This is a genomic window from Streptomyces toxytricini (genome assembly GCF_014649915.1).
GTDB classification, from domain to species: Bacteria; Actinomycetota; Actinomycetes; order Streptomycetales; family Streptomycetaceae; genus Streptomyces; species Streptomyces toxytricini.
Window position 1 is genome coordinate 161155 of sequence record NZ_BMTY01000007.1, and the last position, 23561, is coordinate 184715.

17 protein-coding genes are annotated in these 23561 nt (G+C 74.1%); 12 read left to right on the top strand and 5 right to left on the bottom strand.

Going from position 1 to position 23561, the window contains the following annotated elements:
* Nucleotides 1-102 precede the first annotated feature (102 nt).
* The 6 genes from scy (at nt 103) to IE170_RS11075 (ending at nt 9923) form a co-directional block, all read left to right on the top strand.
* The gene (scy, locus tag IE170_RS11050) at nt 103-4635 is read left to right on the top strand and encodes a polarized growth protein Scy (RefSeq protein ID WP_189809151.1); all 4533 of its coding nucleotides are present in this window, start codon (nt 103-105) and stop codon (nt 4633-4635) included.
* Nucleotides 4636-4828: 193 nt separating this feature from the next.
* Entirely contained in the window at nt 4829-5767 is a 939-nt protein-coding gene (locus tag IE170_RS11055; RefSeq protein ID WP_114054217.1) for a coiled-coil domain-containing protein, read from the top strand.
* A gap of 151 nt (nt 5768-5918) precedes the next feature.
* Nucleotides 5919-6923, top strand: a complete 1005-nt coding sequence (locus IE170_RS11060) for an ABC transporter ATP-binding protein (RefSeq protein WP_189809152.1) — start codon at nt 5919-5921, stop codon at nt 6921-6923.
* Between the two features lie 2 nt (nt 6924-6925).
* A complete protein-coding gene (locus IE170_RS11065; protein ID WP_125541830.1) occupies nt 6926-7702 on the top strand; it encodes a DUF2705 family protein in 777 nt (258 codons plus the stop codon).
* Between the two features lie 266 nt (nt 7703-7968).
* Entirely contained in the window at nt 7969-9093 is a 1125-nt protein-coding gene (locus tag IE170_RS11070; RefSeq protein ID WP_189809153.1) for an ABC transporter ATP-binding protein, read from the top strand.
* Nucleotides 9090-9923: an ABC transporter permease subunit gene (locus IE170_RS11075; RefSeq protein ID WP_189809154.1), complete on the top strand. Its 834-nt coding sequence runs from the start codon at nt 9090-9092 to the stop codon at nt 9921-9923. Before IE170_RS11070 ends, IE170_RS11075 begins: the two co-directional genes overlap by 4 nt.
* Nucleotides 9924-9951: 28 nt before the next feature.
* Here the strand turns inward: IE170_RS11075 and IE170_RS11080 are convergent, their stop codons facing one another.
* Complete coding sequence (locus tag IE170_RS11080; RefSeq protein WP_114054212.1) at nt 9952-10299, bottom strand: Rv1322 family protein; 348 nt, start codon at nt 10297-10299, stop codon at nt 9952-9954.
* Between the two features lie 230 nt (nt 10300-10529).
* Between IE170_RS11080 and IE170_RS11085 the strand changes: the two genes are divergently transcribed.
* Nucleotides 10530-11549 carry an LLM class flavin-dependent oxidoreductase gene (locus IE170_RS11085; RefSeq protein ID WP_189809155.1) on the top strand — a complete coding sequence of 340 codons (1020 nt, stop codon included), beginning with the start codon at nt 10530-10532 and terminating at the stop codon, nt 11547-11549.
* Nucleotides 11550-11561: 12 nt separating this feature from the next.
* On the opposite strand, the gene IE170_RS11090 is transcribed toward IE170_RS11085, so the two are convergent.
* Nucleotides 11562-11954 carry an SCO5389 family protein gene (locus IE170_RS11090; RefSeq protein WP_125541822.1) on the bottom strand — a complete coding sequence of 131 codons (393 nt, stop codon included), beginning with the start codon at nt 11952-11954 and terminating at the stop codon, nt 11562-11564.
* Between the two features lie 228 nt (nt 11955-12182).
* On the opposite strand from IE170_RS11090, the gene nucS reads away from it, so the two are divergent.
* On the top strand, nt 12183-12854 hold the full coding sequence (gene nucS, locus IE170_RS11095) for an endonuclease NucS (RefSeq protein WP_189809156.1): 672 nt from the start codon (nt 12183-12185) through the stop codon (nt 12852-12854).
* Between the two features lie 123 nt (nt 12855-12977).
* On the opposite strand, the gene IE170_RS11100 is transcribed toward nucS, so the two are convergent.
* The 3 genes from IE170_RS11100 to IE170_RS11110 form a co-directional block, all read right to left on the bottom strand.
* Nucleotides 12978-15584, bottom strand: coding sequence for an ATP-binding protein (locus IE170_RS11100; RefSeq protein WP_189809157.1), 2607 nt, complete (start codon nt 15582-15584; stop codon nt 12978-12980).
* A 198-nt stretch (nt 15585-15782) separates the two neighbouring features.
* Nucleotides 15783-16106, bottom strand: coding sequence for an STAS domain-containing protein (locus IE170_RS11105; RefSeq protein WP_189809158.1), 324 nt, complete (start codon nt 16104-16106; stop codon nt 15783-15785).
* Nucleotides 16107-16292: 186 nt separating this feature from the next.
* On the bottom strand, nt 16293-17141 hold the full coding sequence (locus IE170_RS11110) for a 3-hydroxyacyl-CoA dehydrogenase family protein (RefSeq protein WP_189809159.1): 849 nt from the start codon (nt 17139-17141) through the stop codon (nt 16293-16295).
* 170 nt (nt 17142-17311) lie between these two features.
* On the opposite strand from IE170_RS11110, the gene IE170_RS11115 reads away from it, so the two are divergent.
* The 4 genes from IE170_RS11115 (at nt 17312) to IE170_RS11135 (ending at nt 23506) form a co-directional block, all read left to right on the top strand.
* Nucleotides 17312-17887 (top strand): cob(I)yrinic acid a,c-diamide adenosyltransferase, encoded by a 576-nt coding sequence (locus IE170_RS11115; protein WP_189809160.1) that lies wholly within the window; start codon nt 17312-17314, stop codon nt 17885-17887.
* 885 nt (nt 17888-18772) lie between these two features.
* Nucleotides 18773-19924, top strand: a complete 1152-nt coding sequence (locus IE170_RS11125) for a S1 family peptidase (protein ID WP_189809162.1) — start codon at nt 18773-18775, stop codon at nt 19922-19924.
* Between the two features lie 525 nt (nt 19925-20449).
* Nucleotides 20450-21709, top strand: coding sequence for a glycoside hydrolase family 16 protein (locus IE170_RS11130; RefSeq protein WP_189809163.1), 1260 nt, complete (start codon nt 20450-20452; stop codon nt 21707-21709).
* Between the two features lie 132 nt (nt 21710-21841).
* Nucleotides 21842-23506, top strand: coding sequence for a beta-1,3-glucanase family protein (locus IE170_RS11135; RefSeq protein WP_189809164.1), 1665 nt, complete (start codon nt 21842-21844; stop codon nt 23504-23506).
* Nucleotides 23507-23561: the final 55 nt, after the last annotated feature.

The following is a 23561-nucleotide window of genomic DNA, read 5'->3' on the forward strand; positions in this document are numbered from 1 at the left end:
CTGCCCCGGTATCTGACACCATTCCCCGGGGGCGCCGTTCAGCGGGCGGACGGTGCTCATTTGGGAGTGAGCTTGCGACCAGGGGACGGATGGGACCGCGCTGTGCGGGGCTACGAAAGCCAGGAGAGCCTTCAGGCTGAGGCCGATCATCTCTCGCTCTTCGAAGCGGAGATGGAGCGGCTGAAGAAGGAGCGCGGAAAGGCCGTCCAGCACGCCGAGGACCTCGGCTACCAGGTCGAGGTCCTCCGTGCGAAGCTGCACGAGGTGCGGCGGGCCCTCGCGTCCCGCCCCGCGTACGACGGCCAGGACATCGGTTACCAGGCCGAGAGGCTGCTGCGCGACGCCCAGGTGCAGGCGGACCAGATGCGCTCGGACGCCGAGCGCGAGCTGCGCGACGCCCGGGCGCAGACCCAGCGCATCCTCCAGGAGCACGCCGAGCACCAGGCGCGCCTCCAGGCCGAGCTGCACGCCGAGGCAGTCAACCGCCGCCAGCGGCTGGACCAGGAGCTCAACGAGCGCCGCCAGACCGTCGAGGCGCACGTCAACGAGAACGTGGCCTGGGCCGAACAGCTGCGCGCCCGTACCGAGGCGCAGGCGCGCCGGCTCATGGACGAGTCCCGCGCCGAGGCCGAGCAGGCCCTGAACGCCGCCCGCGCCGAGGCCGCCCGGGTCGCCGAGGAGACCCGCCGCCGGCTCGCCGCCGACGCCGAGGCCGCCCGCGCCGAGGCGGAGGCGACGCTGCTGCGCGCCCGCAAGGAGGCCGAGCGGCTGCTGACCGCCGCGTCGGCGCAGGCCCAGGAGGCCACCGAGCACGCGGAGCGGCTCCGGTCGTCGACCACCGCGGAGGCCGAGCAGACCCGCCGGCAGACCCTGGACCTCGGCCGGGTGGCCGAGCAGCGCGTGCAGGAGGCCGAGGGCGCCCTGCGTGAGGCCCGCACCGAGGCCGAACGGGTCCTCGCCGAGGCCAAGGAGAGCGCCGCCCGGCAGCTCGCCTCGGCCGAGTCCGTCAACGAGCAGCGCACGCGCACGGCCAAGGAGCAGGTCGCCCGCCTGGTCGGCGAGGCCACCAAGGAGGCCGAGGCGCTCAAGGCGGAGGCCGAGCAGGTTCTCGCGGACGCCCGCGCCGAGGTGGAGCGGCAGCGCGCCGAGGCCGCCGAGCAGGCCCGTGCCGCCGCGGCGGAGGACACCGCCGCGCAGCTCGCGAAGGCCGCCCGCACCGCCGAGGACATCCTGACCAAGGCCTCGGAGGACGCCCGGGCCACCACCCGCGCCGCGTCCGAGGAGGCGGAGCGGATCCGCCGCGAGGCCGAGGCGGAGGCCGAGCGGCTGCGCGCCCAGGCGGCGGACGCGGCCGCGGAGCTCAAGGGCGCCGCGAAGGACGACACCGAGGAGTACCGGGCCCGCACCGTCGAGCTCCAGGCGGAGGCGCGGCGGCTGCGCGGCGAGGCCGAGCAGCTGCGGGCGGAGGCCGTCGCCGAGGGCGAGCGGATCCGCGGCGAGGCCCGCCGCGAGGCGGTCCAGCAGATCGAGGAGGCGGCGAAGACCACCGAGGAGCTCCTCGGCAAGGCCAAGGCCGACGCGGACGAGCTGCGCTCCGGCGCCGCCGCCGAGAGCGAGCGGGTCCGTGCGGAGGCCGTCGAGCGGGCCACCACCCTGCGCCGGCAGGCCGAGGAGACCCTGGAGCGCACCCGCGCCGAGGCCGAGCGGCTGCGCGCGGAGGCCGAGGAGCAGGCCGAGGCCGTCCGCTCCGAGGCGGACGCCGCGGCCGCGGCCCGCCGCGAGGAGACCGAGCAGGCCCTCGCCGCGAAGCGGACCGAGGCCGAGGCCGAGCTGTCCCGGCTGCACGGCGAGGCCGAGACGCGGCTGGCGACCGCCGAGCAGACGCTGCGCGACGCCCGCGGCGCTGCGGAGGGCATCCGCCGGGAGACCACCGAGGAGGTCGACCGGCTGCGCGCCGAGTCGGCCGAGCGGATCCGCACCCTCCAGGCCCAGTCGGAGGCGGAGGCGGACCGGCTGCGCACGGAGGCCGCCGAGGACGCGGGCCGGGTCCGCGCGGAGGCCGAGCAGTCGGCCGTACGGCTGCGCAGCGAGGCCGAGACCGAGGCCGAGCGGGTGCGTTCGGAGGCCCAGGAGACCGCGGACCGGTTGCGCGCGGAGGCGAAGGCCGCCGCCGAGCGGGTCGCGCAGGAGGCCGCGGAGGCGCTGGCCGCCGCCCAGGAGGAGGCGGCCCGGCGGCGGCGGGAGGCCGAGGAGACCCTCGCGTCGGCGCGGACCGACGCGGACAGCGAGCGCGCCCAGGCCCGCGAGCAGAGCGAGGAGCTGCTCGCCGCTGCCCGCAAGCGCTCGGAGGAGGCGCAGGCCGAGGCGGCCCGCCTGACCGAGGAGGCCGAGCGGCGCGCCGCGGAGCTGGTCTCGGCGGCCGAGGCCACCGCCCAGCAGGTCCGCGACTCCGTGGCCGGGCTGCACGAGCAGGCCGAGGAGGAGATCGCCGGGCTGCGCAGCGCCGCCGAGCACGCGGCGGAGCGTACCCGCACGGAGGCCGAGGAGGAGGCCGCCCGGGTCCGTGCGGACGCGTACGAGGAGCGGGAGCGCGCCACCGAGGACGCCGACCGCATCCGCACCGAGGCGCGGAACGAGACGGACGCGGCGAAGGCGCTCGCCGAGCGCACGGTCGCGGACGCGATCGCCGAGGCGGAGCAGCTGCGCGGCGACACCGCCGAGTACGCCCAGCGGGTGCGTACGGAGGCCACGGACGCGCTCGCGGCGGCCGAGCGGGACGCCGCCCGCACCCGGGCCGATGCCCGCGACGACGCCAACCGCATCCGCGGCGAGGCCGGGGAGGCGCTGGAGGCCTCGCGCGCCGAGGGCGCGCAGATCGTCGCCGACGCGACGGCGGAGGCCGAGCGGATCACCGAGGAGACCCTCGCGGCCAACGAGGCCACCGTGGCGGAGGCGACGGCGGAGGCGGAGCGGCTCACGGCCGAGGCCGCGGAGGCCGCGGAGGCCACCCGCACCGAGGCCGCAGCCACTCTGGACGAGGCGCGCGCGGAGGCGGGGCGGCTGCGCACCGAGGCCGCCGAGCAGGCGGACCGGCTCGTCACCGAGGCCGTCTCCGAGGCGGAGCGGCTCACGGAGGAGACGCGCGCCGCGAACGAGGCGGCGCTCGCCGCCGCGGAGGCGAAGGCCGAGAAGCTCACCCGGCAGGCCGCCGACACGATGGCGGCCGCCGAGCGGGACGCCGCCCGCGTCCTGGTCGACGCCCGCAACGAGGGCGACCGCCTGGTCGACGAGGTGCGCGCGGCGAACGAGCTGACGATCGGCGAGGCGGCCGAGGAGGCCGAGCAGCTGCGCACCGAGGCCGCGCAGGTCCTCGACGACGCCCGCGCCGAGGGCGGCCGGATCATCGGCGAGGCCACCGCGGAGGCGGAGCGCCTCACCCTCGCGGCGAACGAGACGCTCGCCGCGGCCGAGCGCGAGGCGGAGCAGACCCTCGACGAGGCGCGCGCGGAGGCGGGGCGGCTGCGCACCGAGGCCGCCGAGCAGGCGGACCGGCTCGTCACCGAGGCGACCGCGGAGGCCGACAAGCTCACGGCGCGGACGCGCCGGGACAACGAGCGCACGGTCGGCGAGGCCGCGGCGGAGGCGGAGCGGCTGCGCGCCGAGGCGTCGGAGGCGCTGTCGTCGGCGCAGGAGCACGCCGCCCGCACCCGGGCGGAGGCCGAGCGGGTCCGGACGGAGGCTGCCGCCGAGGCGGAGCGCACCCGCACGGAGGCCCGCGAGGAGTCCGACCGGCTGCTGGACGAGGCGCGCGAGGAGGCAGGCAAGCGGCGCACCGAGGCCGCGGAGCAGGTGGACCGGCTCATCACCGAGGCCGCGGCGGAGGCGGAGCAGCTCGCCGCGGACGCGAAGGCGAAGGCCGTGGCGGCCACGGCGGCCGCGGAGGAGCAGGCCGACGCGATGGTCGACGCCGCCCGCAAGGAGGCGGCCCGGATCACGTCGGAGGCGACCGTCGAGGGCAACTCGCTGGTCGAGAAGGCCCGTACGGACGCGGACGAGCTGCTGGTCGGCGCGCGGTCGGACGCCGCCGCCATAAGGGAGCGGGCGGAGGAGCTGCGCAGCCGCGTCGAGAGCGAGATCGAGGAGCTGCACGAGCGCGCCCGCCGGGAGACCGCCGAGCAGATGAAGTCGGCCGGCGAGCGCGTGGACAAGCTGGTCCGCGCGGCGACGGAGCAGAGCGTCGAGGCCGAGAACAAGGCCAAGACCATGCTGTCGGACGCGAGCAGCGAGGCGAGCAAGGTGCGCATCGCGGCGGTCCGCAAGGCGGAGACGCTGCTGAAGGAGGCTGAGCAGAAGAAGGCCGAGCTCGCCCGCGAGGCGGAGGCCGCGCTCGCCGAGGCGAAGGCGGAGGCCGAGCGGATGGTGGAGGAGGGCCGGCGCGAGCTGGAGGTGCTGGTGCGCCGCCGCGAGGACATCCAGGCGGAGATCTCCCGTGTCCAGGACGTTCTTGAGGCGTTGGAGTCTTTCGAGGCGCCTTCGGGCGGCAAGGCCTCGGTGGTCGGACAGGGTCCGGGAGGCGTGAAGGCCGGAGCGGCGGCGGGGTCGTCCCGTTCGGGGGGCAAGTCCTCGGACGGGTGAACGGTGTCCGAAGGGTGAGCACCTGATGAAGGTTCATCCGAACGAGTGATAAGCAATCTGCCGTCTTGCCACTCAAAAGGGGTGTCATTGTCCAGATCAAACGCTGATTGACTCGATGACACGCCGTTCGGGCGCCTAGGATTCCCCTAACACCTCACGTAGCACCTCATCGGTCTCATTCGACAGGAACCCCATGAGCGACACTTCCTCCCCCTTCGGCTTCGAGCTCGTGCGGCGTGGTTACGACCGCGGTCAGGTGGACGACCGCATTGCCAAGCTGGTCTCCGACCGCGACAGCGCCCTTGGACGTATCAGTGCCCTGGAAAAGCGGATCGAGGAGTTGCATCTCGAAACGCAGAACGCCCAGGCCCAGGTGAGCGACGCGGAGCCGTCGTACGCGGGCCTCGGCGCCCGGGTCGAGAAGATCCTGCGGCTGGCCGAGGAGGAGGCCAAGGACCTGCGTGAGGAGGCCCGCCGGGCGGCCGAGCAGCACCGGGAGCTGGCCGAGTCGGCGGCCCAGCAGGTGCGCAACGACGCCGAGTCGTTCGCGGCGGACCGCAAGTCGAAGGCGGAGGACGAGGGCGTCCGCATCGTCGAGAAGGCCAAGGGCGACGCGGCCACCCTGCGCGCCGAGGCCCAGAAGGACGCGGCCTCCAAGCGCGAGGAGGCCGACGCGCTGTTCGAGGAGACCCGCGCCAAGGCCGCCCAGGCCGCGGCCGACTTCGAGACGAACCTGGCCAAGCGCCGCGAGCAGTCCGAGCGCGACCTGGCCTCCCGCCAGGCGAAGGCGGAGAAGCGTCTGGCGGAGATCGAGCACCGCGCCGAGCAGCTGCGCCTGGAGGCGGAGAAGCTGCGGACGGACGCCGAGCGCCGGGCGCGCCAGACGGTGGAGACCGCACAGCGCCAGGCCGAGGACATCGTGGCCGACGCCAACGCGAAGGCGGACCGCATCCGCAGCGAGTCGGAGCGCGAGCTGGCGGCGCTGACCAACCGCCGCGACTCGATCAACGCCCAGCTGACCAACGTCCGCGAGATGCTGGCGACGCTGACCGGTGCCGCGGTGGCGGCCGCGGGCTCCCCGATCGACGACGAGCCGGTCTCCCGCGGGGTCCCGGCACAGCAGACCCGCTAGTCCCGAGGCGGCGTCCCGGCGCTGCTGCTCCTGCCTGGTCAGAGGTGTTCTGACGCGCCGTCGACCGGTTCGCGGCGAAACGTCGTCCCGAGGGCCCCGTGTCACCCGTTCGAGGTGGCGCGGGGCCCTCGGGCGCTTTAGCGTAAGCCTCATGATCGAGCTAGAGGCCCTTACCAAGCGATTCGGCGCCAAGACCGCCGTCGACAACCTCAGCTTCCAGGTCAAACCGGGGGTGGTCACCGGCTTCCTCGGCCCGAACGGGGCCGGGAAGTCCACGACCATGCGCATGATGCTCGACCTCGACAACCCGACGAGCGGGACGGTCAGGATCGACGGAAAGCACTACCGGGACCTGTCGGAGCCCCTGAAGCACATCGGTGCTCTCCTGGACGCGAAGGCCATGCACGGCGGCCGCAGCGCCTACAACAACCTGCTGTGCCTGGCCCAGTCGAACCGGATCCCGGCGAGCCGTGTCGGCGAGGTCCTCGACCTCGTCGGCCTGACGGCCGTCGCGAAGAAGAAGTCGAAAGGATTTTCGCTCGGCATGGGGCAGCGGCTGGGCATCGCCGCCGCCCTGCTCGGCGATCCGGAGATCCTCATGTTCGACGAGCCGGTCAACGGCCTGGACCCGGAGGGAATTCTCTGGATCCGCAACCTGATGAAGGGTCTGGCCGGGGAAGGGCGGACGGTGTTCGTCTCCTCGCACCTGATGAGCGAGATGGCGCTGACCGCCGACCATTTGATCGTTATCGGCCAGGGAAAGCTTTTGGCCGACATGTCGATGGCTGAATTTATTCACCAGAACTCGCGCAGCTTCGTACGGCTGCGCTCGCCGCAGCAGGAGCAGCTCAAGGACCTCCTGCACGCGGAGGGGATCGCGGCGGCCGCCCTCCCGGACTCCGGCGCCCTCGAAGTCGACGGCGTGGCGTCCGAACAGCTCGGCGAACTGGCCGCCCGGCACGGCATCGTGCTGCACGAACTCAGCCCGCAGCGGGCTTCACTGGAGGAAGCGTTCATGCGCATGACGGCGGACTCCGTCGAATACCAGGCCCACGCGCCCGGCGCCCCGGCGGCCGGTGTCGGCGGCCAGGCCGGTCCGGCCGACGCCCCCGCCTGGGGCGCCGGAGCCGAGGCGACCTCCAAGGGCGGCCGGTGACCATGTCCTTCCCCGCAGTCCTCCGGTCCGAGTGGACCAAGATCCGTACCGTGGCCTCCACCGTCTGGACCCTGGCGGCAGCCGCGGTCGTCACGGTCGGCATGAGCGCCCTGCTGTGCGTCTTCCTGAACTCGCAGTTCGAGAACATGCCGAAGGAGCAGCAGCTCGCCTTCGACCCGACGGCGTCCAGCTTCGCCGGCATGTCGCTGGGCCAGGCCGCCGTCATCGTCTTCGGCGTCCTGGTCGTGGGCACCGAGTACAGCACCGGCATGATCCGGACCTCGCTCGCGGCGGTGCCCCGCCGCGGCTCCTTCCTGGCCGGGAAGCTGCTCGTGGCCACCGCCCTCGCGCTGGCCGTGGGCCTGGTCACGAGCTTCGTGTCCTTCTTCACCGGCCAGGCCCTGCTGGGCGAGCACAGCATCGGCATCGGCGAGCCGAACGTCCTGCGCGCGGTCTTCGGTGCCGGGCTCTACATGGCGGTCATCGCCCTGTTCGCCATGGGCCTGACGATGGTGCTGCGCAGCTCGATGCTGGCGCTCGGCATCCTGCTGCCCTTCGTCTTCCTGCTCTCGCCGATCCTCGGCTCGGTCGATGCCACGCAGAAGGTCGCCTACTTCTTCCCGAACGTGGCCGGCAGCCGGATCATGCAGACCGTCCCGGCCGTGCTGGACGGCTCGGAGCCGCCGTACGGCCCGTGGGGCGGTTTCGGGATCATGGCCGCCTGGGCGGCCCTCGCCGTGGTGGCCGGCTACGCGGTCCTGCGCAAGCGCGACGCCTGACGGCAGCCCCTCCCCGAACACGGGCCCCGACGGCACCGCCGCCGGGGCCCGTCCTCGTCCTGCCTGCCGGGTCCGTCTCGGGGCGGAGCCCGCCTCCGGCCTCCCACGGCAGGAGGACACCGCTCCCCCGGCCGTACTACGGGTCATTCCCGGGTCGGCCTCAGGGGCGCCTCAGGGATCGGGCCCTGCGCGGAACCACAGCCTCCTGGCTATCCTCTTAACCCTTAACTCGGACGAGAGCCGTCCGCCGGGCAAGGGGCAGAGCAATGATCGAGGCAGTCGGCCTGACCAAGCGCTTCGGCGCCAAGACCGCCGTCGACCAGCTGTCCTTCCAGGTCAGGCCCGGTCACGTGACCGGCTTCCTGGGGCCCAACGGCTCCGGCAAGTCCACCACCATGCGCATGATCCTCGGCCTGGACCAGCCCACTTCCGGCCAGGTCACGATCAACGGCCGGCCCTTCCGCGAGCTCGGCAACGCCCAGCGCAACGTCGGCGCCCTCCTCGACGCGAAGGCCGTCCACGGCGGCCGCCGCGCCCGCACCCACCTGCTGTCCATCGCCCAGCTGTCCGGGATCCCGGAGAAGCGCGTGGACGAGGTGCTGGCCGTCGTCGGCCTCCAGGACGTCGCCCGCCGGCGCACCAAGGGCTTCTCCCTCGGCATGGGCCAGCGCCTCGGCATCGCCACCGCACTCCTCGGCGACCCCCGGGTGCTCCTCTTCGACGAGCCGGTCAACGGCCTCGACCCCGAGGGCATCCTCTGGGTGCGCAACCTCATGCGGCAGCTCGCCTCCGAGGGCCGCACCGTCTTCGTCTCCTCGCACCTGATGAGCGAGATGGCGCTGACCGCCGACCACCTCATCGTCATCGGCCGGGGCAGGCTGCTGGCCGACATGGGCACCCAGGAGTTCATCGCCCACAACTCGGCCGGATTCGCGCGGGTCCGCGCGGCCGGCAATGATCAGGATGGCCGGAAGGCGCTGGCCGCGGCCCTGACCGCGGCGGGCGGAAGGGTCCTGCAGGAGCCCGACGGGGCACTGCGCGTGACGGGCCTGGAGCTGCCGCACATCTCGGACCTCGCGCACGGGGTGGGCGTACGCCTGTGGGAGCTGTCCCCGCACCGGGCATCGCTGGAGGAGGCGTACATGCGGATGACGCAGTCCTCCGTCGAGTACACCTCCACCGAGGACCCGCGCGCCGAGCTCTGGGAGCCGGACCCGCTGGCCCTGCCCGCCTGGGAGGACGGCGCCGCGGCGCCCGAGGTTCCGCAGGATGGTTTCTTCGCTCCCCCGCCGCCCGGCGCGGGCGGGAAGCCCTTCCTGATGCCCGGCAGCGCCGCCGAGCTCGCCGGCACCGCCGGCACCGCACCGAACAACCCCGAGGACACCCGATGACCGGCCCCGCCACCCTCCCGGACCAGCCGCCGGAGCAGGACCCGCCGCTGCCCGAGACCCGGCCGCACCTGGGGCACGCCCTCGCCTCCGAGTGGACCAAGATGGTCTCCGTCCGCTCCACCCTGTGGACGCTGGGCGCGCTGGTCCTCCTCGTCGTCGGCATCGGCCTGCTCGCGGTCGGCGAGACCAACGACCCCACCGGCTTCACCAACCCGCCGCACACCGCGGCCGCGGTCTTCGGGCTGCTGGTGGGGCAGGTCGCGGTGATCGTCCTCGGCGTGCTCACGGTCACCTCCGAGTACGCCACCGGACTGATCCGCACGACGCTGACCGCGGCCCCCGACCGGGCGCGGGTGCTGACCGCCAAGTACCTCGTCTTCGCCGCGGTCGCCTTCACGGTCGTCAGCGCCTCGGTCGCGGTGGTCGGCATCGCATCGATGATCGCCGTGGACAGCCCGCAGGCGCACCAGACCGCCGGCGAATGGCTCGCCGCCCTGACCGGCTGCCTCTACATCACCCTGCTCGGGGTGCTCGGCCTCGCGATCGGCGCCGTCGTGCGGCACTCCGCCGGGGCCATCGCCGTGATGCTCGGCCTGGTCACGCTCCCGCCCGTGGTCGGGGGGATGCTGACCATGTGGGACAGCCTCACCCCGCTCGGCAACCTGATCATTCGGTACAACGCGCCGGTCGCCATCATGCAGATGTTCGGCCTGCCCACCTCCGAGGTGGGCGGCCTGCCGGGCAACTGGGCACAGCTGGCGCTGATCGTCGCCGTGGCCGGCGCCGCCGTCGCGGGGTCGTACGCGGTCGTGGGCCGGCGGGACGTGTAGGCCTGGCCCCGCGCTCCGTCCCGGCGCCTCAGTACCGGGGGGCGCTCCTGGACCGCTGCACCCGCGTGGTGCGGCGGTCCTTCGCGTTCCAGCAGGCCTTGTGCCAGTGCCTGCGGTCGTCCACTCCGCCGTACTCGGGCCAGGCCACCAGGTGCGGGGTGCCGGAGGGGATCTCCTGGTCGCAGCCCGGGCAGCGGTAGCGCTTGCCGGCGGCGCTCGCGCCCGCGACGTGCCGGACCTTCCACTCCTCGCCCAGGTACTCCTCGGTGCGCTCCAGGCCGAACCGGTCGCCGCCCGCTGCCGCGGATCCGGCGCCCCCGTCCGCACGGTCGGCTGGCTTCCCGCCGCCCCGGGGGCGGTTGTGGCGCGGTGACACGTATACCTCACGAATGGGCGGACGGCAGTGACTTTCTCCCAGACTACGCGCAGCGGCGGCGGCACCCCGCAGGGTGTCCGGAAGGGGGCCGTCGGACCTGACCGCACCGGCCCGACAATCCCAATAACTTTCCTGCCGGACCGTGCCCTTGGCACGTGTCGGGCGTTGTTGCCGTAGGAAGCACCGGTCGACCTGGGGAGGCCGCGTCAGCCGGCGAGGAGGAGAAGGCGATGCGCGTAGGAGCGTTCGTACTGGCGGCCCAGTTCCCGGGCCAGGGGCACGGGGAGGCACTGCACCGGGCGGTGCGGACGGCGGAGGTGGCGGACGAGGCCGGGCTCGACTCGGTCTGGCTCGCCGAGCACCACTTCGTCCCCTACGGCGTGTGCCCCTCGGCGGTCACCCTGGCCGGGCTTCTGCTCGGACGGACGAAGCGGCTCACGGTGGGGACGGCGGTCAGCGTGCTGCCGAACACCCACCCGGTGGCCCTCGCCGAGCAGGCGGCGCTGCTGCACATCGCCTCCGGCGGCCGCTTCGCCCTGGGCGTCGGCCGCGGCGGGCCGTGGGTCGACCTGGAGGTCTTCGGCGGCGGCCTGGACGCGTACGAGAACGGCTTCCCCGAGGGGCTGGACCTGCTGCGGCGATGGCTCTCCGAGCCGCGGGTGTCGTCCGTCGGCGGGCGGCACGTCTTCCGCGAGGTGGCCGTCGTCCCGCGGCCCGCGGAGGCGCTCGACGGCGACGGACAGGGACCGGAAGTGATCGTCGCCTGCACCTCGCCCGCCTCGGTGCGGCTGGCCGCCGAGCGCGGGCTGCCGATGCTGCTCGGCATGCACAGCGGGGACGAGGAGAAGGCGGAGATGGTCGCCCTGTACCGGCGTACGGCGGCCGAGGGGGGACGCGACCCGCACGCCCCGCACGTGTCGGCGGGCGTGTGCCAGCTCGCGGACCGGACGCGCGACGCCCGCGAGACGCTCGCGAAGGCGATGCCGGGCTGGCTGAAGCAGGGCCTTGACGCACACGTCACCGTGGACGGCCGGGCCCGGGCGATGCGCGACCCCGCCGCCTACACCGGGCTGCTGTGCGACCTGCACCCGGTGGGGACGCCGCGGCTGGCGGCGGACCGCCTCGCGGCGACGTCCGAGCGGACGGGCATCACGCGGTTCGCCCTGCTGGCGGAGGGGTCCGGCGACCTCGCGGCCACCGAGGAGAACGTGCGCCGGCTCGCCGCCGAGGTCCTGCCCCGCCTCCGCTGAGGCCCGGCGGCGCTAGCAGTCGCGCAGCTCCGGCGACTGGTTGAGCAGCTGGCCGCGGATCGAGGTGAAGCGGGCCAGTCGGTCGTCCGCGGAGGCGTCCAGCGGGAAGACGGCGACGCGGTGGCAGTTCTGGAATGCCAGGCGCACCCCGAAGTGCCGCTGGAGCGCACCCCGTATGGCGTCGCTCGCGAGGGCGCGCAGCAGCTGCCCGCGCGCCTGCTCGTCGGGCGGCGGCGTCTGGTTGTCGGCGAAGTCCCCGCCGTCCACCTGCAGCCGCGCCACGAGCGAGCTGATCATCTCCCATGCGAAGGGCAGGGAGGTCCGGACGCAGTCGACGAAGGCGGCTTCGTCGACCTCGCCTCGCTCGGCCTGTTCGAGTAGGGCCGGTGAGACGTCGAGCGACATGGGTTCTCCTCTCGCGACCCCGGTCCTCTGGGCAGCCGGAGTCTTACGGGCAGGGAGGGAGGCGGCCGGCGCGGCAACGCACTGTGCACGCTCGACGACCTCCCGCCACCACCGTAGGCGCCCTCCGGTGGCCGCACCAGGAGAATGCGCATACAACGCGCCATCGGCGAACGGGGCTTTCGGGGGCGAATCGCGTGGGGGGCCGCGGGTCGAGTAGCGTTGCGCACCATGCGTCTCGTGATTGCCCGCTGCTCCGTCGACTACGCGGGCCGCCTCACCGCCCACCTGCCCTCGGCACCCCGTCTGATCCTCGTGAAGGCCGACGGCAGTGTCTCGATCCACGCGGACGACCGGGCGTACAAACCGCTCAACTGGATGTCGCCTCCGTGCACTCTCAAGGAGGGCACCGGCGAGCAGGAAGGCGTGTGGACCGTCGTCAACAAGGCGGGCGAGAAGCTCATCATCACGATGGAGGAGGTCCTCCACGACTCCTCCCACGAACTGGGCGTCGACCCGGGCCTCATCAAGGACGGCGTCGAGGCGCACCTCCAGGAGCTGCTCGCGGACCGCATCGACACCCTGGGCGAGGGCTACACGCTGATCCGGCGCGAGTACATGACGGCGATCGGCCCGGTGGACATCCTGTGCCGGGACGCCTCGGGCGCGACGGTGGCGGTGGAGATCAAGCGGCGCGGCGAGATCGACGGCGTCGAGCAGCTGACCCGCTACCTGGAGCTCCTCAACCGGGATCCGCACCTGGCGCCGGTCCGCGGAGTGCTCGCGGCCCAGGAGATCAAGCCGCAGGCGCGCGTCCTGGCCACGGACCGCGGTATGGACTGCGTGGTGCTCGACTACGACGCGCTGCGCGGCATCGAGGACGACAAGCTGCGCCTGTTCTGACGGTGCCCCGCACCGGCCGCGCCGCGCATCAGCGGCGGCCGGATCGGTGCCCCGCATCCGTCACGTCGGCCGCGACCCCGTGTGGGGGCGCGGCCGACGCACATGCACGGGCGGGGTGTGCCGCTACGGCAGGGGGGACTGCTCCTGCGGGGAGATCGGGCCCGCAGCCGTGGTCGTGCCCGTGGCCGTGGCCGGGGGCGTGGTGGCCGTCGGCGTGGGCACCGGCGACGGCGTCGGGCTCGCGACGGGACTCTGGCTGGGCGAGGGCTGCGTGGCCGTGGGGCCGGTCACCGGCGGGCTCTGCGTGGACGGCCCGGTCCCGGGCGACGGCCGGCGCGAGGGCGCGCCCTTGGAAGGGCTCGCCCCGGCGCTCTGGCTCGGCTCGGCGGAGGCGCCGGACTGCCGCGGGGACGGCGCCGTGGCGGGCTGCGGCACGGAGTCGCTGCCGCCGCCGTCCGGCCCCGTCGAGCCGGTGCCGCTCGACGGGGTGTCCGCCGACGGGGGCGAGGAGGTCGTGGAGCCGCCGGCCGGGGCCTGCGTCCCGGACGAGCTCATCGCGAGCCCCACGACCGTGCCGAGCACCGCCACCGTCAGCGCGCCGGCCGCGGCCGTCAGGACGGCCTTGCGCCGCTGCCGCAGCAGCGCGGCCGGACCGCGCGCGGCGGCCGCCGCCCCTGCGGGCCGCCCGGGCGGCGGGACGGGAGCGGATGCGGGGACCGGGGCGGGTACGGGGCCGGGGGCGGGCCTGGGGTCGAGGGGGAAGGCGTCCTCGAACACCTTGGAGAGCGAGGCGGGTGCGCCGGCGGGCCTGATGACGGGCACCGCCGTCGTGGCGGCCCCGGTGGCGGGCAGTGCGGCGGTGACCGCCTCTGACGCGGGGAGCGCGGCGGTCGGGGCCTCGGAGGCGGGGCCGGCGGCGGGCCGGGGCTTCGCGGCGGGGCCGGAGGCGGAGACGCCGGAGGGGGCCGCGCCCGGGCGGGCGGAGCCGCCGGGTATGCGGGATCCCGCGGCTCCCCCGGAGCCGGCGGGGAGCGCGGCCGCCGTGCCGGCCGGGGACGCGGCCGGCGCCTCCAGCCGCAGCGGCGGCGAGGCCTGGACGGCGGCCTCCCGGTCCGTGACGAGGGCGAGGGCCCTGCGCCCGGCCACGGTGCCCCGCTTGTCCGCGAGGGCGCCCTTGAGGCCGATCGACGCCTCCAGTTCGGCCCGCGCGCGGTCCACGCGCCCCTCGCACAGGGCGAGCACGCCGAGTTCGTGGTGGAAGTACGCCTGTTCGGCGACCTCGCCGGCCTTGCGCGCGGCCTCGGCGCCGGCGCGCAGCACGCGCTCCCACGCCTCCCAGTGCCGGGACGCGGCGAACGCCGGGGCCGCGCTGCGCGCGAGCAGCACCCCGGCGACGACGTCGGCACCGGCGAGCGCCGCGAGGACCGCGTCCGCCTCGGCCGCGACCCGCTCGGGGGTGACCGAGGAGTGCCCGGTCCACCAGGCGTAGTGCCGGGCGGCGGTACGGGCCTCCTCCGCGGCGGTCTCGCCGAAGCCGGCCTCCTCCAGCTGCCGGGCCACCCCGGCGGCCAGCCGGTGGCGGGGGCCGACCGGGGTGACCAGGCCGGCGGCCAGGAGTTCGGCGACGGCGGAGTCGGCGTGGGTGTCGCCGACGAGGGCGGGCAGGTGGGCGTGGTGCGGCAGCTCGCCGCCGAGCGCGCAGGCGATCCGCAGTGCGGCGCGCGCCGACTCGCTGGCCCGCGAGGCGAGCAGTTCGGCCGGGGCCGCGGCCTCGGCGAGCGTCGGCAGCGGGACGGGTCCGGCGGAGCGCGGCCGCTCCTCGAAGACGCCGGGCTCCTCGTCGTCGTCGTCGGCGGCGGCCCGGTTGAGCTCGTCGCGGCGCCGCAGCAGGGCGGCGGCCTGCACGAAGCGCAGCGGCAGCCCCTCTGAGGCGAAGCGCAGGTCCTCGGCCCAGGCGGCTTCGGCGTCGGTGAGGGGGCGGCCGGTGCGGGCTTCGAGGAGGTGGAGGCATTCGGCCCGGCCGAGGCCGGTGAGGAAGACCTCCTCCAGGTGGGAGTCGTCTGAGGGGGCGCGGGTGTCGGGGGTGGCGGCCAGGAGGTAGGCGCACTCGGGGGTGGCGGCGAGCAGCTCGTCCAGGGCGGCGCCGCCCATCTCCAGGTCGTCGAGGAGGACGATGGCGCCGATGTCGCGGACGCGGGCGAGGAGTTCGGTGCGCCCGGGGCGCTCGGCCGGGGCCTGGTAGACGGCGTCGTGGAGGCCGTACAGGAGTTCGCCGGGCTGCTGGTGGCCGTATCCGGAGAGGCGGACGACGCCGTCGGGCGCGAGTCCGGCGCAGTCCGCGGCGACCGCGTCGAGCAGGGAGGTGCGGCCGGATCCGGCCGGTCCGGTCAGCCGTACGGAGCGGCCGCGGCCGAGGAGGCGTACGAGGCGCTCGCGCTCCTCCTCGCGGCCGACGAGCACGGGGGCGGGGGCGGCGGGGCCGGGCAGGGCGGGGGGCCGCGCGGCGGCGCTGTGGGCGCTGCGCCCGGCCGCGTCGCGCTTGGCGGGAACACCGCCGCCGGTGCCGGGCCGGCGCGGCTCGATCTCGCTGCCGTCGACGGGGTTGACGGTGAGGGTGTAGTCGCCGGCGGTGAGGGTGACGACGCGGGCCACGGGGCCGGGCGCGGTGTGCGCCCCGGGGCCCGCCGCGGCGCGCTCCCCCGGTTCGGCCTGCCCCTGCGTGCGGTCCATGACCTGTGCCCCCGATCGCGCCCTGTGCCGTTGCCGTTCTGCGGTCCGGTCCGGCGCGTGCGGGTGCCGCTGCCGGTCCGGTGTCCGCCCGACCCTAGACGGTGGCCGGTCGAACACGGAACCGCAGGGGGGCGTTATCCGCCGTACCGTTACGTTTCCGCAGGCGGATGCGGTGGCGGGGCGGCTGCCCGGGCGGTCTCAGACCCTCGGGAGCGATTCCGCTTCCAAGCCGCCCTCGATGGCGAGGATGCGGTGGAGGCGGGTGGCGACGAGGAGGCGCTGCATCTGCGGCGGGACCCCTCGCAGCACGAGGCGGCGGCCGGTCCGCCCGGCCCGGCGGTGGGCGCCCATGATCACGCCGAGGCCGGTGGCGTCCCAGGAGTCGAGTCCGGTGAGGTCGAGCACGAGGTCGCCGCGCCCGTGGTCGAGGGCGGTGTGCAGGGCCGTACGGGCGTCCGCCGCGCTGCGCACGTCGAGGCGGCCCCCGACAGCGAGTTCGGCGTGGTCGCCCCTGATGTGCATATGCGCTCCCGGCAGTACTGGCTTGTGTCTGGTCCGACTGGTCCGCGGTCGGCAACTCTCACTGCAACTGACTGCGGCGCGGGCAGTGAAGTTGCCGACCGTGAGCGAACCGATACCAAAATCACCCGCAGGGCCGATCCTTCGAACAGGCGCCCCAAAGCGGGCCGCCCGTGCGGGTGTCCGGTTTCAGTGCTTGTAGAAGCCCTGGCCCGTCTTGCGTCCGAAGTCGCCCGCGTCGACCATGCGGCGCATGAGCTCCGGCGGCGCGAACTTCTCGTCCTGGGACTCGGTGTAGATGTTGCTCGTGGCGTGCAGCAGGATGTCGACGCCGGTCAGGTCGGCGGTGGCGAGCGGCCCCATGGCGTGCCCGAAGCCGAGCTTGCAGGCGATGTCGATGTCCTCGGCGGACGCCACGCCCGATTCGTACAGCTTGGCGGCCTCGACGACGAGCGCCGAGATCAGACGGGTCGTCACGAAGCCGGCGACGTCGCGGTTGACGACGATGCAGGTCTTGCCGACGGACTCGGCGAACGCGCGGGTCGCCGCGAGGGTCTCGTCGCTGGTCTTGTAGCCGCGGACGAGCTCGCACAGCTGCATCATCGGGACCGGCGAGAAGAAGTGGGCGCCGACGACCCGCTCCGGGCGCTCCGTCACCGCGGCGATCTTGGTGATCGGGATGGCGGAGGTGTTGGAGGCCAGGATCGCGTCCTCGCGGACGAGCTTGTCCAGGGCGCGGAAGATCTCGTGCTTGACCTCGAGCTTCTCGAAGACGGCCTCGACGACGATGTCGACGTCCGCGACCGCGTCCAGGTCGGTGGTCGTGGTGATGCGGGCGAGCGCGGCCTGGGCGTCCTCGGCCGTCATCTTCCCCTTGGAGACGAACTTGTCGTACGAGGCCTTGATGCCGTCGGTGCCCCGGGTCAGCGCGGCGTCGGTGACGTCGCGCAGGACGACGTCCCATCCCGCCTGAGCGGAGACCTGAGCGATTCCCGAACCCATCAGCCCCGCACCGATGACGGCGAGCTTCCCAGCCACTGCACACCCCTCGTTCTTGAAACGGCCCGGTCTCGTGCCTCTCGGCCGGAGACTAGCGGTCGCGGACGGTGGTGTGACCGGGAAGTAACACGCGTCACGTCTCAGATGACGGACATCACACCGGTCCGGCCCAGCAGCCGCGGCACCGGCGACTCCCCTACGCTGGCCGCATGGTGAACCTCACGCGCATCTACACCCGCACGGGCGACAAGGGCACGACGGCCCTCGGCGACATGAGCCGCACCGCCAAGACCGACCTGCGGATCTCCGCGTACGCCGACGCGAACGAGGCGAACGCCGTCATCGGCACGGCGATCGCCCTCGGCGGGCTGCCGGAGGAGATCGTGAAGGTGCTGGTGCGGGTGCAGAACGACCTGTTCGACGTCGGCGCGGACCTCAGCACCCCGGTCGTGGCGGACCCGGAGTACCCGCCGCTGCGGGTCGAGCAGTTCTACGTCGACAAGCTGGAGGCCGACTGCGACCGCTTCAACGCGGAGCTGGAGAAGCTGCGCAGCTTCATCCTCCCCGGCGGCACGCCCGGAGCGGCCCTGCTGCACCAGGCCTGCACCGTGGTCCGCCGCGCGGAGCGATCCACCTGGGCGGCGCTGGAGGTGCACGGCGAGGTGATGAACCCGCTGACCGCCACCTACCTCAACCGCCTCTCCGACCTCCTGTTCATCCTGGCGCGTGCGGCCAACAAGGAGGTCGGGGACGTCTTGTGGGTGCCGGGCGGCGAGCGGGACTGAGCGCCGGTCCGGGGCCGGACAGGCCCTGGCGGTATCGACCCGAAGCGCTGTCGACGCCGGTCAGTCCTGATCACGGCGAAGACCTCCGGCGCGGTGCACGTGTCCGTGCTGCACCGCTCACGGAGGTCTTCGTGTCCCACCGCAGCGCCCGACTGACCGTTCACGGCAGGCGGATCCTGGCCGAGCGTGTTCTCGCCGGGCGGCCGGATGCTCATGCGGATGCAGAAACGGGCGCGTCCCGCCCGGCTGCCCACCCGCGGGTCCGCCGCCGACGGTCCGAGGGCCTGCCGGGCCGGCCGGCCGGCCCGGCAGGCCCCCGACAACCTTGCACCCCGGCCACGGTCGGGGCCCGGGGCTGCCGCCTGCGGATCGACCGCGAGCTCGGGCCCGCCCGCACGGGACCGGTCCCCGGCCTGCCCTCCTCGACGGTCCGCCGGATCCCGGTCCGCCACGGCATCAGCCGCCTCGCCGTGCTCGACCGGCCCACCGGTGGGGCCGTCCGCCGCTGACGGGACCGGCCGGGCGAGCGAGGTGCTCGGCGGCATCCCCGTCGGCGGCGGCCGGCGGACAGTGGGCCGCACGGCCGACGACCCCGACAGGCAGGTCCTCACGAGCCGGCGCAAGAGCAGCACGCCGGTGATCGGCTCCGGCTGAATCCGCTCCGCCCCCGACACACGCCGCCCGGCCTGCAGCGAAGTCCCCACCGACGAACGCCGGGACGCCTCCACCGCCTTCCGGACCCGGGCTCAGGCCTTCTCCACCCCGGCATCACCGCCGAACGAACCGTCACTTGGTATGGACCTGTCAAACGCAGTGGGCTAGCGTGGCGCCGAGATTCCCTGAGAGCGCTCTCAGACATCGGTCCCCCACACCCCAGGAGGTCTCGTGAAGCACACCACCCCCTTACGCGCCGCCGTCGCCGCCCTGCTCCTCACCGTCGGCCTGGGCGCCGCCCACGCCGGCGCGGCGAGCGCCGCCCCGCTTCTGGAACCCTCGGCAGCGCCGTCCGCCTCGGCCGGACTGCTCGACGCGATGCGCCGGGACCTCGGGCTCACCGCTTCCGGGGCCGAGGAACGGCTGCGCGCGGAGAAGGCCGCCGCGGCCCTGGAGGGGACCGCACGGCAGGCCGCGGGCGGCGCGTACGGCGGCTCGTGGTTCGAGCCGTCCACCGGCCGGCTCGTCGTCGCGGTGACCGACCGCGCGGAGGAGTCCGAACTGCGGGCACTGGGCGCCGACACCCGCCTCGTCCGGCACAGCGCCGCCGCGCTGGACAGCGCCAAAGCGCGCCTGGACACGCTGGGCGCGCCCGCCGGGGTGGCCGGCTGGCACGTCGACCCGCGGGCCAACAGCGTCGTCGTCACGGTCGTGCGCACGGAGCGGGAGGCCCCCGCCGTACGGGCCTTCGTCGACCGGGCGCGGGCCGGCGGCCCCGTCACCGTCGCCGAGACGGCGCAGGCGCCCCGTACGTACGCCGCGGGCACCGTCGGCGGCGACCCGTACTACACCGGCAACGTCCGCTGTTCGATCGGCTTCTCCGTGCACGGCGGCTTCGTGACGGCCGGGCACTGCGGGCGGGCGGGGGCCGCCGTGCGCGGCTGGGACGGGTCCGCGATGGGCACCTTCCGGGGGTCGTCGTTCCCCGGCGACGACTACGCCTACGTCGGCATCCACAGCGGCTGGTGGACCGTACCGGTGGTGCTCGGCTGGGGCGCCGTCCCGGACCAACTGGTACGCGGCTCCGCCGAGGCACCCGTGGGCGCCTCGGTCTGCCGGTCGGGGTCCACGACGCACTGGCGCTGCGGCACCGTCCTCGCCAAGAACGAGACCGTCAACTACAGCCAGGGCGCCGTCCACCAGATGACGAAGACCAGCGTCTGCGCCGAGGGGGGCGACTCCGGCGGCTCGTTCCTCAGCGGGGACCAGGCCCAGGGCGTCACCTCCGGCGGGTGGGGCAACTGCTCGTCCGGCGGCCAGACGTGGTTCCAGCCGGTCAACGAAATCCTCGGACGCTACGGCCTGACGCTGCACACCGCCTGACCCCGCACCCGCCCGAGGTCGGCGCGGTGCCGGGCGCCGGCACCCGGGAGGACCCCGTCGCCCGGCTTCCCGCACGGGGCCGGCGGCGCTGCTCGTCGAGGCGTCCGGTGTCGCGGACCGATGCCGGTGCACCGGTCGACGGGCCGCGGCGCCGGACGCCCCTGCATGAACGAGGAACCGCCGGCGGGGGCCGTGCGCGGCCGGGAGCACGCGGTCCGGGCACCCGCGCGAGCACCCGCAGCGGCCGTCCTGCCGCACGATCATGCGGCGCTCCGCTGACACCCCCTCTGCATCAAGCCGGCCTTAAGAGATCGTTAAGCCGAAGACAAGACGAGAAAACCGCAGGTCAGAGGTGTGTGAGGACGGACGTCCGGCGTTGCCGTGACGGTTGTCCCTCCGTGATACTCACTGCCTCGGGTGACATTGCGTCACGTTTGAGAGCGCTCTCGCACCCCTCCGTCGTTCTTGACGGCTCGCCCGGCCTGGCCCCCTTCTCCTCCCCCACCCAGACAAGGAACCATGCCCATGGCTGCTGCTCATCGCGCACGCCGCCGCTCTGCCGGCGCAGTGGTGCTCCTCGTGACCACCGCACTGGTCGCGGCGGTGCTCATGTCCTTCAGCCGTTCGGTCGCCCCGCACGCCGGCGCCGCAGCCGTCGCGCAGACCTGGTCCGACGAGTTCGACGGCCCGGCCGGCCGCGCTCCCGACCCCGCCAAGTGGACGCTGGAGACAGGTGGTTCGGGCTTCGGCAACCGCGAGCTGCAGTACTACACCAACAGCACCTCGAACGCCGCGCTCGACGGCCAGGGCAACCTCGTCATCACCGCGCGGAAGAACACCGACGCCGGCCTCGGCTGCTGGTACGGGCAGTGCCGGTACACCTCGGCCCGGCTGAACACCGCCAAGACCTTCACCCAGGCGTACGGCCGCTTCGAGGCCCGCATCAAAATCCCGCGCGGCCAGGGCGTCTGGCCCGCCTTCTGGATGCTCGGCAACGACCTCGGCAGCGTGGGCTGGCCGGGCAGCGGCGAGATCGACATCATGGAGAACATCGGCCGAGAACCCCACACCGTGCACGGTACGGTGCACGGCCCCGGCTACTCCGGAGCGGGCGGCCTCGGCGCCGCGTACAGCCTGCCCGGCGGCCGTGCCTTCGCCGACGACTTCCACGTGTTCGCCGTCGACTGGAGCCCGAACTCCCTCGTCTGGTCGGTGGACGGCACCCCGTACAAGACCCTCACGCCGGCCGACACCGGCGGCAACAAGTGGGTCTTCGACCACCCGTTCTTCCTCATCCTCAACCTGGCGGTCGGCGGGGACTGGCCCGGCAGCCCGGACGCCTCCACGTCCTTCCCGCAGACGATGACCGTCGACTATGTCCGCGCCTCCTCCGCCGACGCCCCCGCCGCACGCCCGATCCGCGGCATCGGCGGCATGTGCGTCGACGTCGCCGGCGGCTCCGACGCCGACCGCACCCCCATCCAGCTGCACGACTGCACCGGCAGCGCGGCCCAGCAGTGGGCCCTCGGAGGCGACGGCACCGTCCGCGCCCTCGGCAAGTGCCTGGACGTCGCGGGCGGCTCCACCGCCGACGGCGCCGTCGTCCAGCTCTACACCTGCAACGGCACCAATGCCCAGAAGTGGACGCACACCGCCGCCGGTGACCTCACCAACACCGGTGCGGACAAGTGCCTGGACGCCAAGGGCAACTCCTCCGCCGACGGCACCCGGTTGCAGACCTGGACCTGCACCGGCGCCGCCAACCAGAAGTGGACGGTCGGCTGACCCACCAGCCGCCGTTCTCCGTTCCCCCTTCCTCCCCCCTTTCCCCTCTCCCCCGCCCCTGCGTTCGGCCGCTCCCCCGCCCGACCTCACGTAGAACGGACCCCCACCGTGACGGCTCGCCACCGACGAACCATGTCCCGTAGAAATCTCCTCGCCGCGACAGCGGGCCTGGGCCTGGCCGTACCCGCCGCGGCGGCCTGGCTCGAGATGAACGCCAACGCGTCCACCACCACCACGCTCCCCCTGGACCTGGTGAACACCACCGGCAACAACACGGTGTACGCGTACGTGCTCGGCCGTGACCCCGCGGCCGGCGGCACCTGGGCCTTCATCCGGGCCGACGGCTCCGGCCTGTACCACCCGCCGGCTCCGGCCGGCGACCAGACCCCGCTCGGGGTCGACTGCGCCATCCCGCTGGGCGCGTCCGGCGCCGGGGCGCGGAGGGTGACGCTGCCGCGCCTGGACAGCGGCCGCATCTACTTCTCCGTCGGCGCGAAGCTCACCTTCCTGGTGAACCGCGGCGGCGGTCTGGCCCTGCCGTCGGTGAGCAACCCTTCCGACCCCAACGCCGACGTCGTCCACGACTTCTGTGAGTTCACCTTCAACAGCGACCAGTTGTACGCCAACATCACGTTCGTCGACATGGTCTCGCTGCCGATCGCCTTCCGACTGGAGACCGGCCAAGGCACCCAGACGGTACACGGGCTGCCCGCCGACGGACTGTCCCGGGTCGCCGCCGCGCTGCGGGCCCAGTCCGCCGCCGACGGCAGCGACTGGAGCCGGCTGGTCGTCACCGCGGGCGGCCGCGACGTGCGCGTACTCAGCCCCAACCTGGCGATCCGCGGCAACAGCGCCTTGTTCCGGGGCTACTTCGACGGCTACGTGGACGAGGTGTGGAACAAGTACCGCTCCACCGACCTGCGCATCGACACCCAGTTCACCTGGGGAACCGTCACCGGGCGGGTGAACGGCGACGTCCTCGCCTTCCCCGGAGTCGGCAGCTTCGCCAAGCCGTCCACCCTTTCGATCTTCTCCTGCAGCGACGCGCCCTTCACCACGGGCAACGACCTGATGGGCAATCTCAGCGCACGCCTCGCCGCAGCCTTCAACCGCACCACCCTGCTGGACAACCCCCACCAGCCGACCGCCGAGAAGCCCGCCGCCTTCTACACCCGGCCGCGCACCAACCACTACGCCCGCATCCTGCACGGCACCACCCCCGACCATCTCGGGTACGCCTTCCCGTACGACGACGTGCACCCGGCCGGCGTCGACTTCGAGGGCAAGGTGCAGTCCGGCACCCCCGGCCGCTGGACCATCACGGTCGGCGGCGTGGCCGGCGGGGGCACACCGGCCCCGACGCCGACCGCCACAGCACCGGGCGGCGGAGTCAGTGCCTTCACCACCATCCAGGCCGAGGCGTTCAGTGCCCAGTCCGGAGCCCGGGTCGGGGCCTGCTCCGACGGCGGCGGCGGATCCGCCGTCGGCCATCTGTCCAACGGCGACTGGCTCAAGTTCTCGGCCGTCGCCTTCGGCTCCACCGGCGCCACCCGCTTCGACGCCCGCGTCGCCTCGGGGGCCGCCGGCGGAGTCAGCGGCCTGGTCCAGGTCCGGCTCGGCAGCCCGACGGCGAGCCCGGTCGGCGGCTTCGCCGTCGCCAACACCGGCGGCTGGCAGGCCTGGCGCACCGTCCCCGCCGACATCCGCCGCACCACCGGAACCCACGACGTCTATCTGACCTTCGACAGCGGCCAGTCCTCCGACTTCGTCAACGTCAACTGGTTCTCCTTCGCCTAGGGCCTGTCGTCAAATTCCTGTCGTCACCCGGAGGGCGGCCCCGCGGCGTTTGGTG

Excerpts from the sequence above, each read along its gene's own strand:
- IE170_RS11055 (WP_114054217.1), top strand. The coding sequence starts at position 4,829 with ATGAGCGACACTTCCTCCCCCTTCGGCTTCGAGCTCGTGCGGCGTGGT.
- IE170_RS11060 (WP_189809152.1), top strand. The coding sequence starts at position 5,919 with ATGATCGAGCTAGAGGCCCTTACCAAGCGATTCGGCGCCAAGACCGCC.
- IE170_RS11065 (WP_125541830.1), top strand. The coding sequence starts at position 6,926 with ATGTCCTTCCCCGCAGTCCTCCGGTCCGAGTGGACCAAGATCCGTACC.
- IE170_RS11070 (WP_189809153.1), top strand. The coding sequence starts at position 7,969 with ATGATCGAGGCAGTCGGCCTGACCAAGCGCTTCGGCGCCAAGACCGCC.
- IE170_RS11075 (WP_189809154.1), top strand. The coding sequence starts at position 9,090 with ATGACCGGCCCCGCCACCCTCCCGGACCAGCCGCCGGAGCAGGACCCG.
- IE170_RS11085 (WP_189809155.1), top strand. The coding sequence starts at position 10,530 with ATGCGCGTAGGAGCGTTCGTACTGGCGGCCCAGTTCCCGGGCCAGGGG.
- IE170_RS11090 (WP_125541822.1), bottom strand. The coding sequence starts at position 11,954 with ATGTCGCTCGACGTCTCACCGGCCCTACTCGAACAGGCCGAGCGAGGC.
- nucS (WP_189809156.1), top strand. The coding sequence starts at position 12,183 with ATGCGTCTCGTGATTGCCCGCTGCTCCGTCGACTACGCGGGCCGCCTC.
- IE170_RS11100 (WP_189809157.1), bottom strand. The coding sequence starts at position 15,584 with ATGGACCGCACGCAGGGGCAGGCCGAACCGGGGGAGCGCGCCGCGGCG.
- IE170_RS11105 (WP_189809158.1), bottom strand. The coding sequence starts at position 16,106 with ATGCACATCAGGGGCGACCACGCCGAACTCGCTGTCGGGGGCCGCCTC.
- IE170_RS11115 (WP_189809160.1), top strand. The coding sequence starts at position 17,312 with ATGGTGAACCTCACGCGCATCTACACCCGCACGGGCGACAAGGGCACG.
- IE170_RS11130 (WP_189809163.1), top strand. The coding sequence starts at position 20,450 with ATGGCTGCTGCTCATCGCGCACGCCGCCGCTCTGCCGGCGCAGTGGTG.
- IE170_RS11135 (WP_189809164.1), top strand. The coding sequence starts at position 21,842 with ATGTCCCGTAGAAATCTCCTCGCCGCGACAGCGGGCCTGGGCCTGGCC.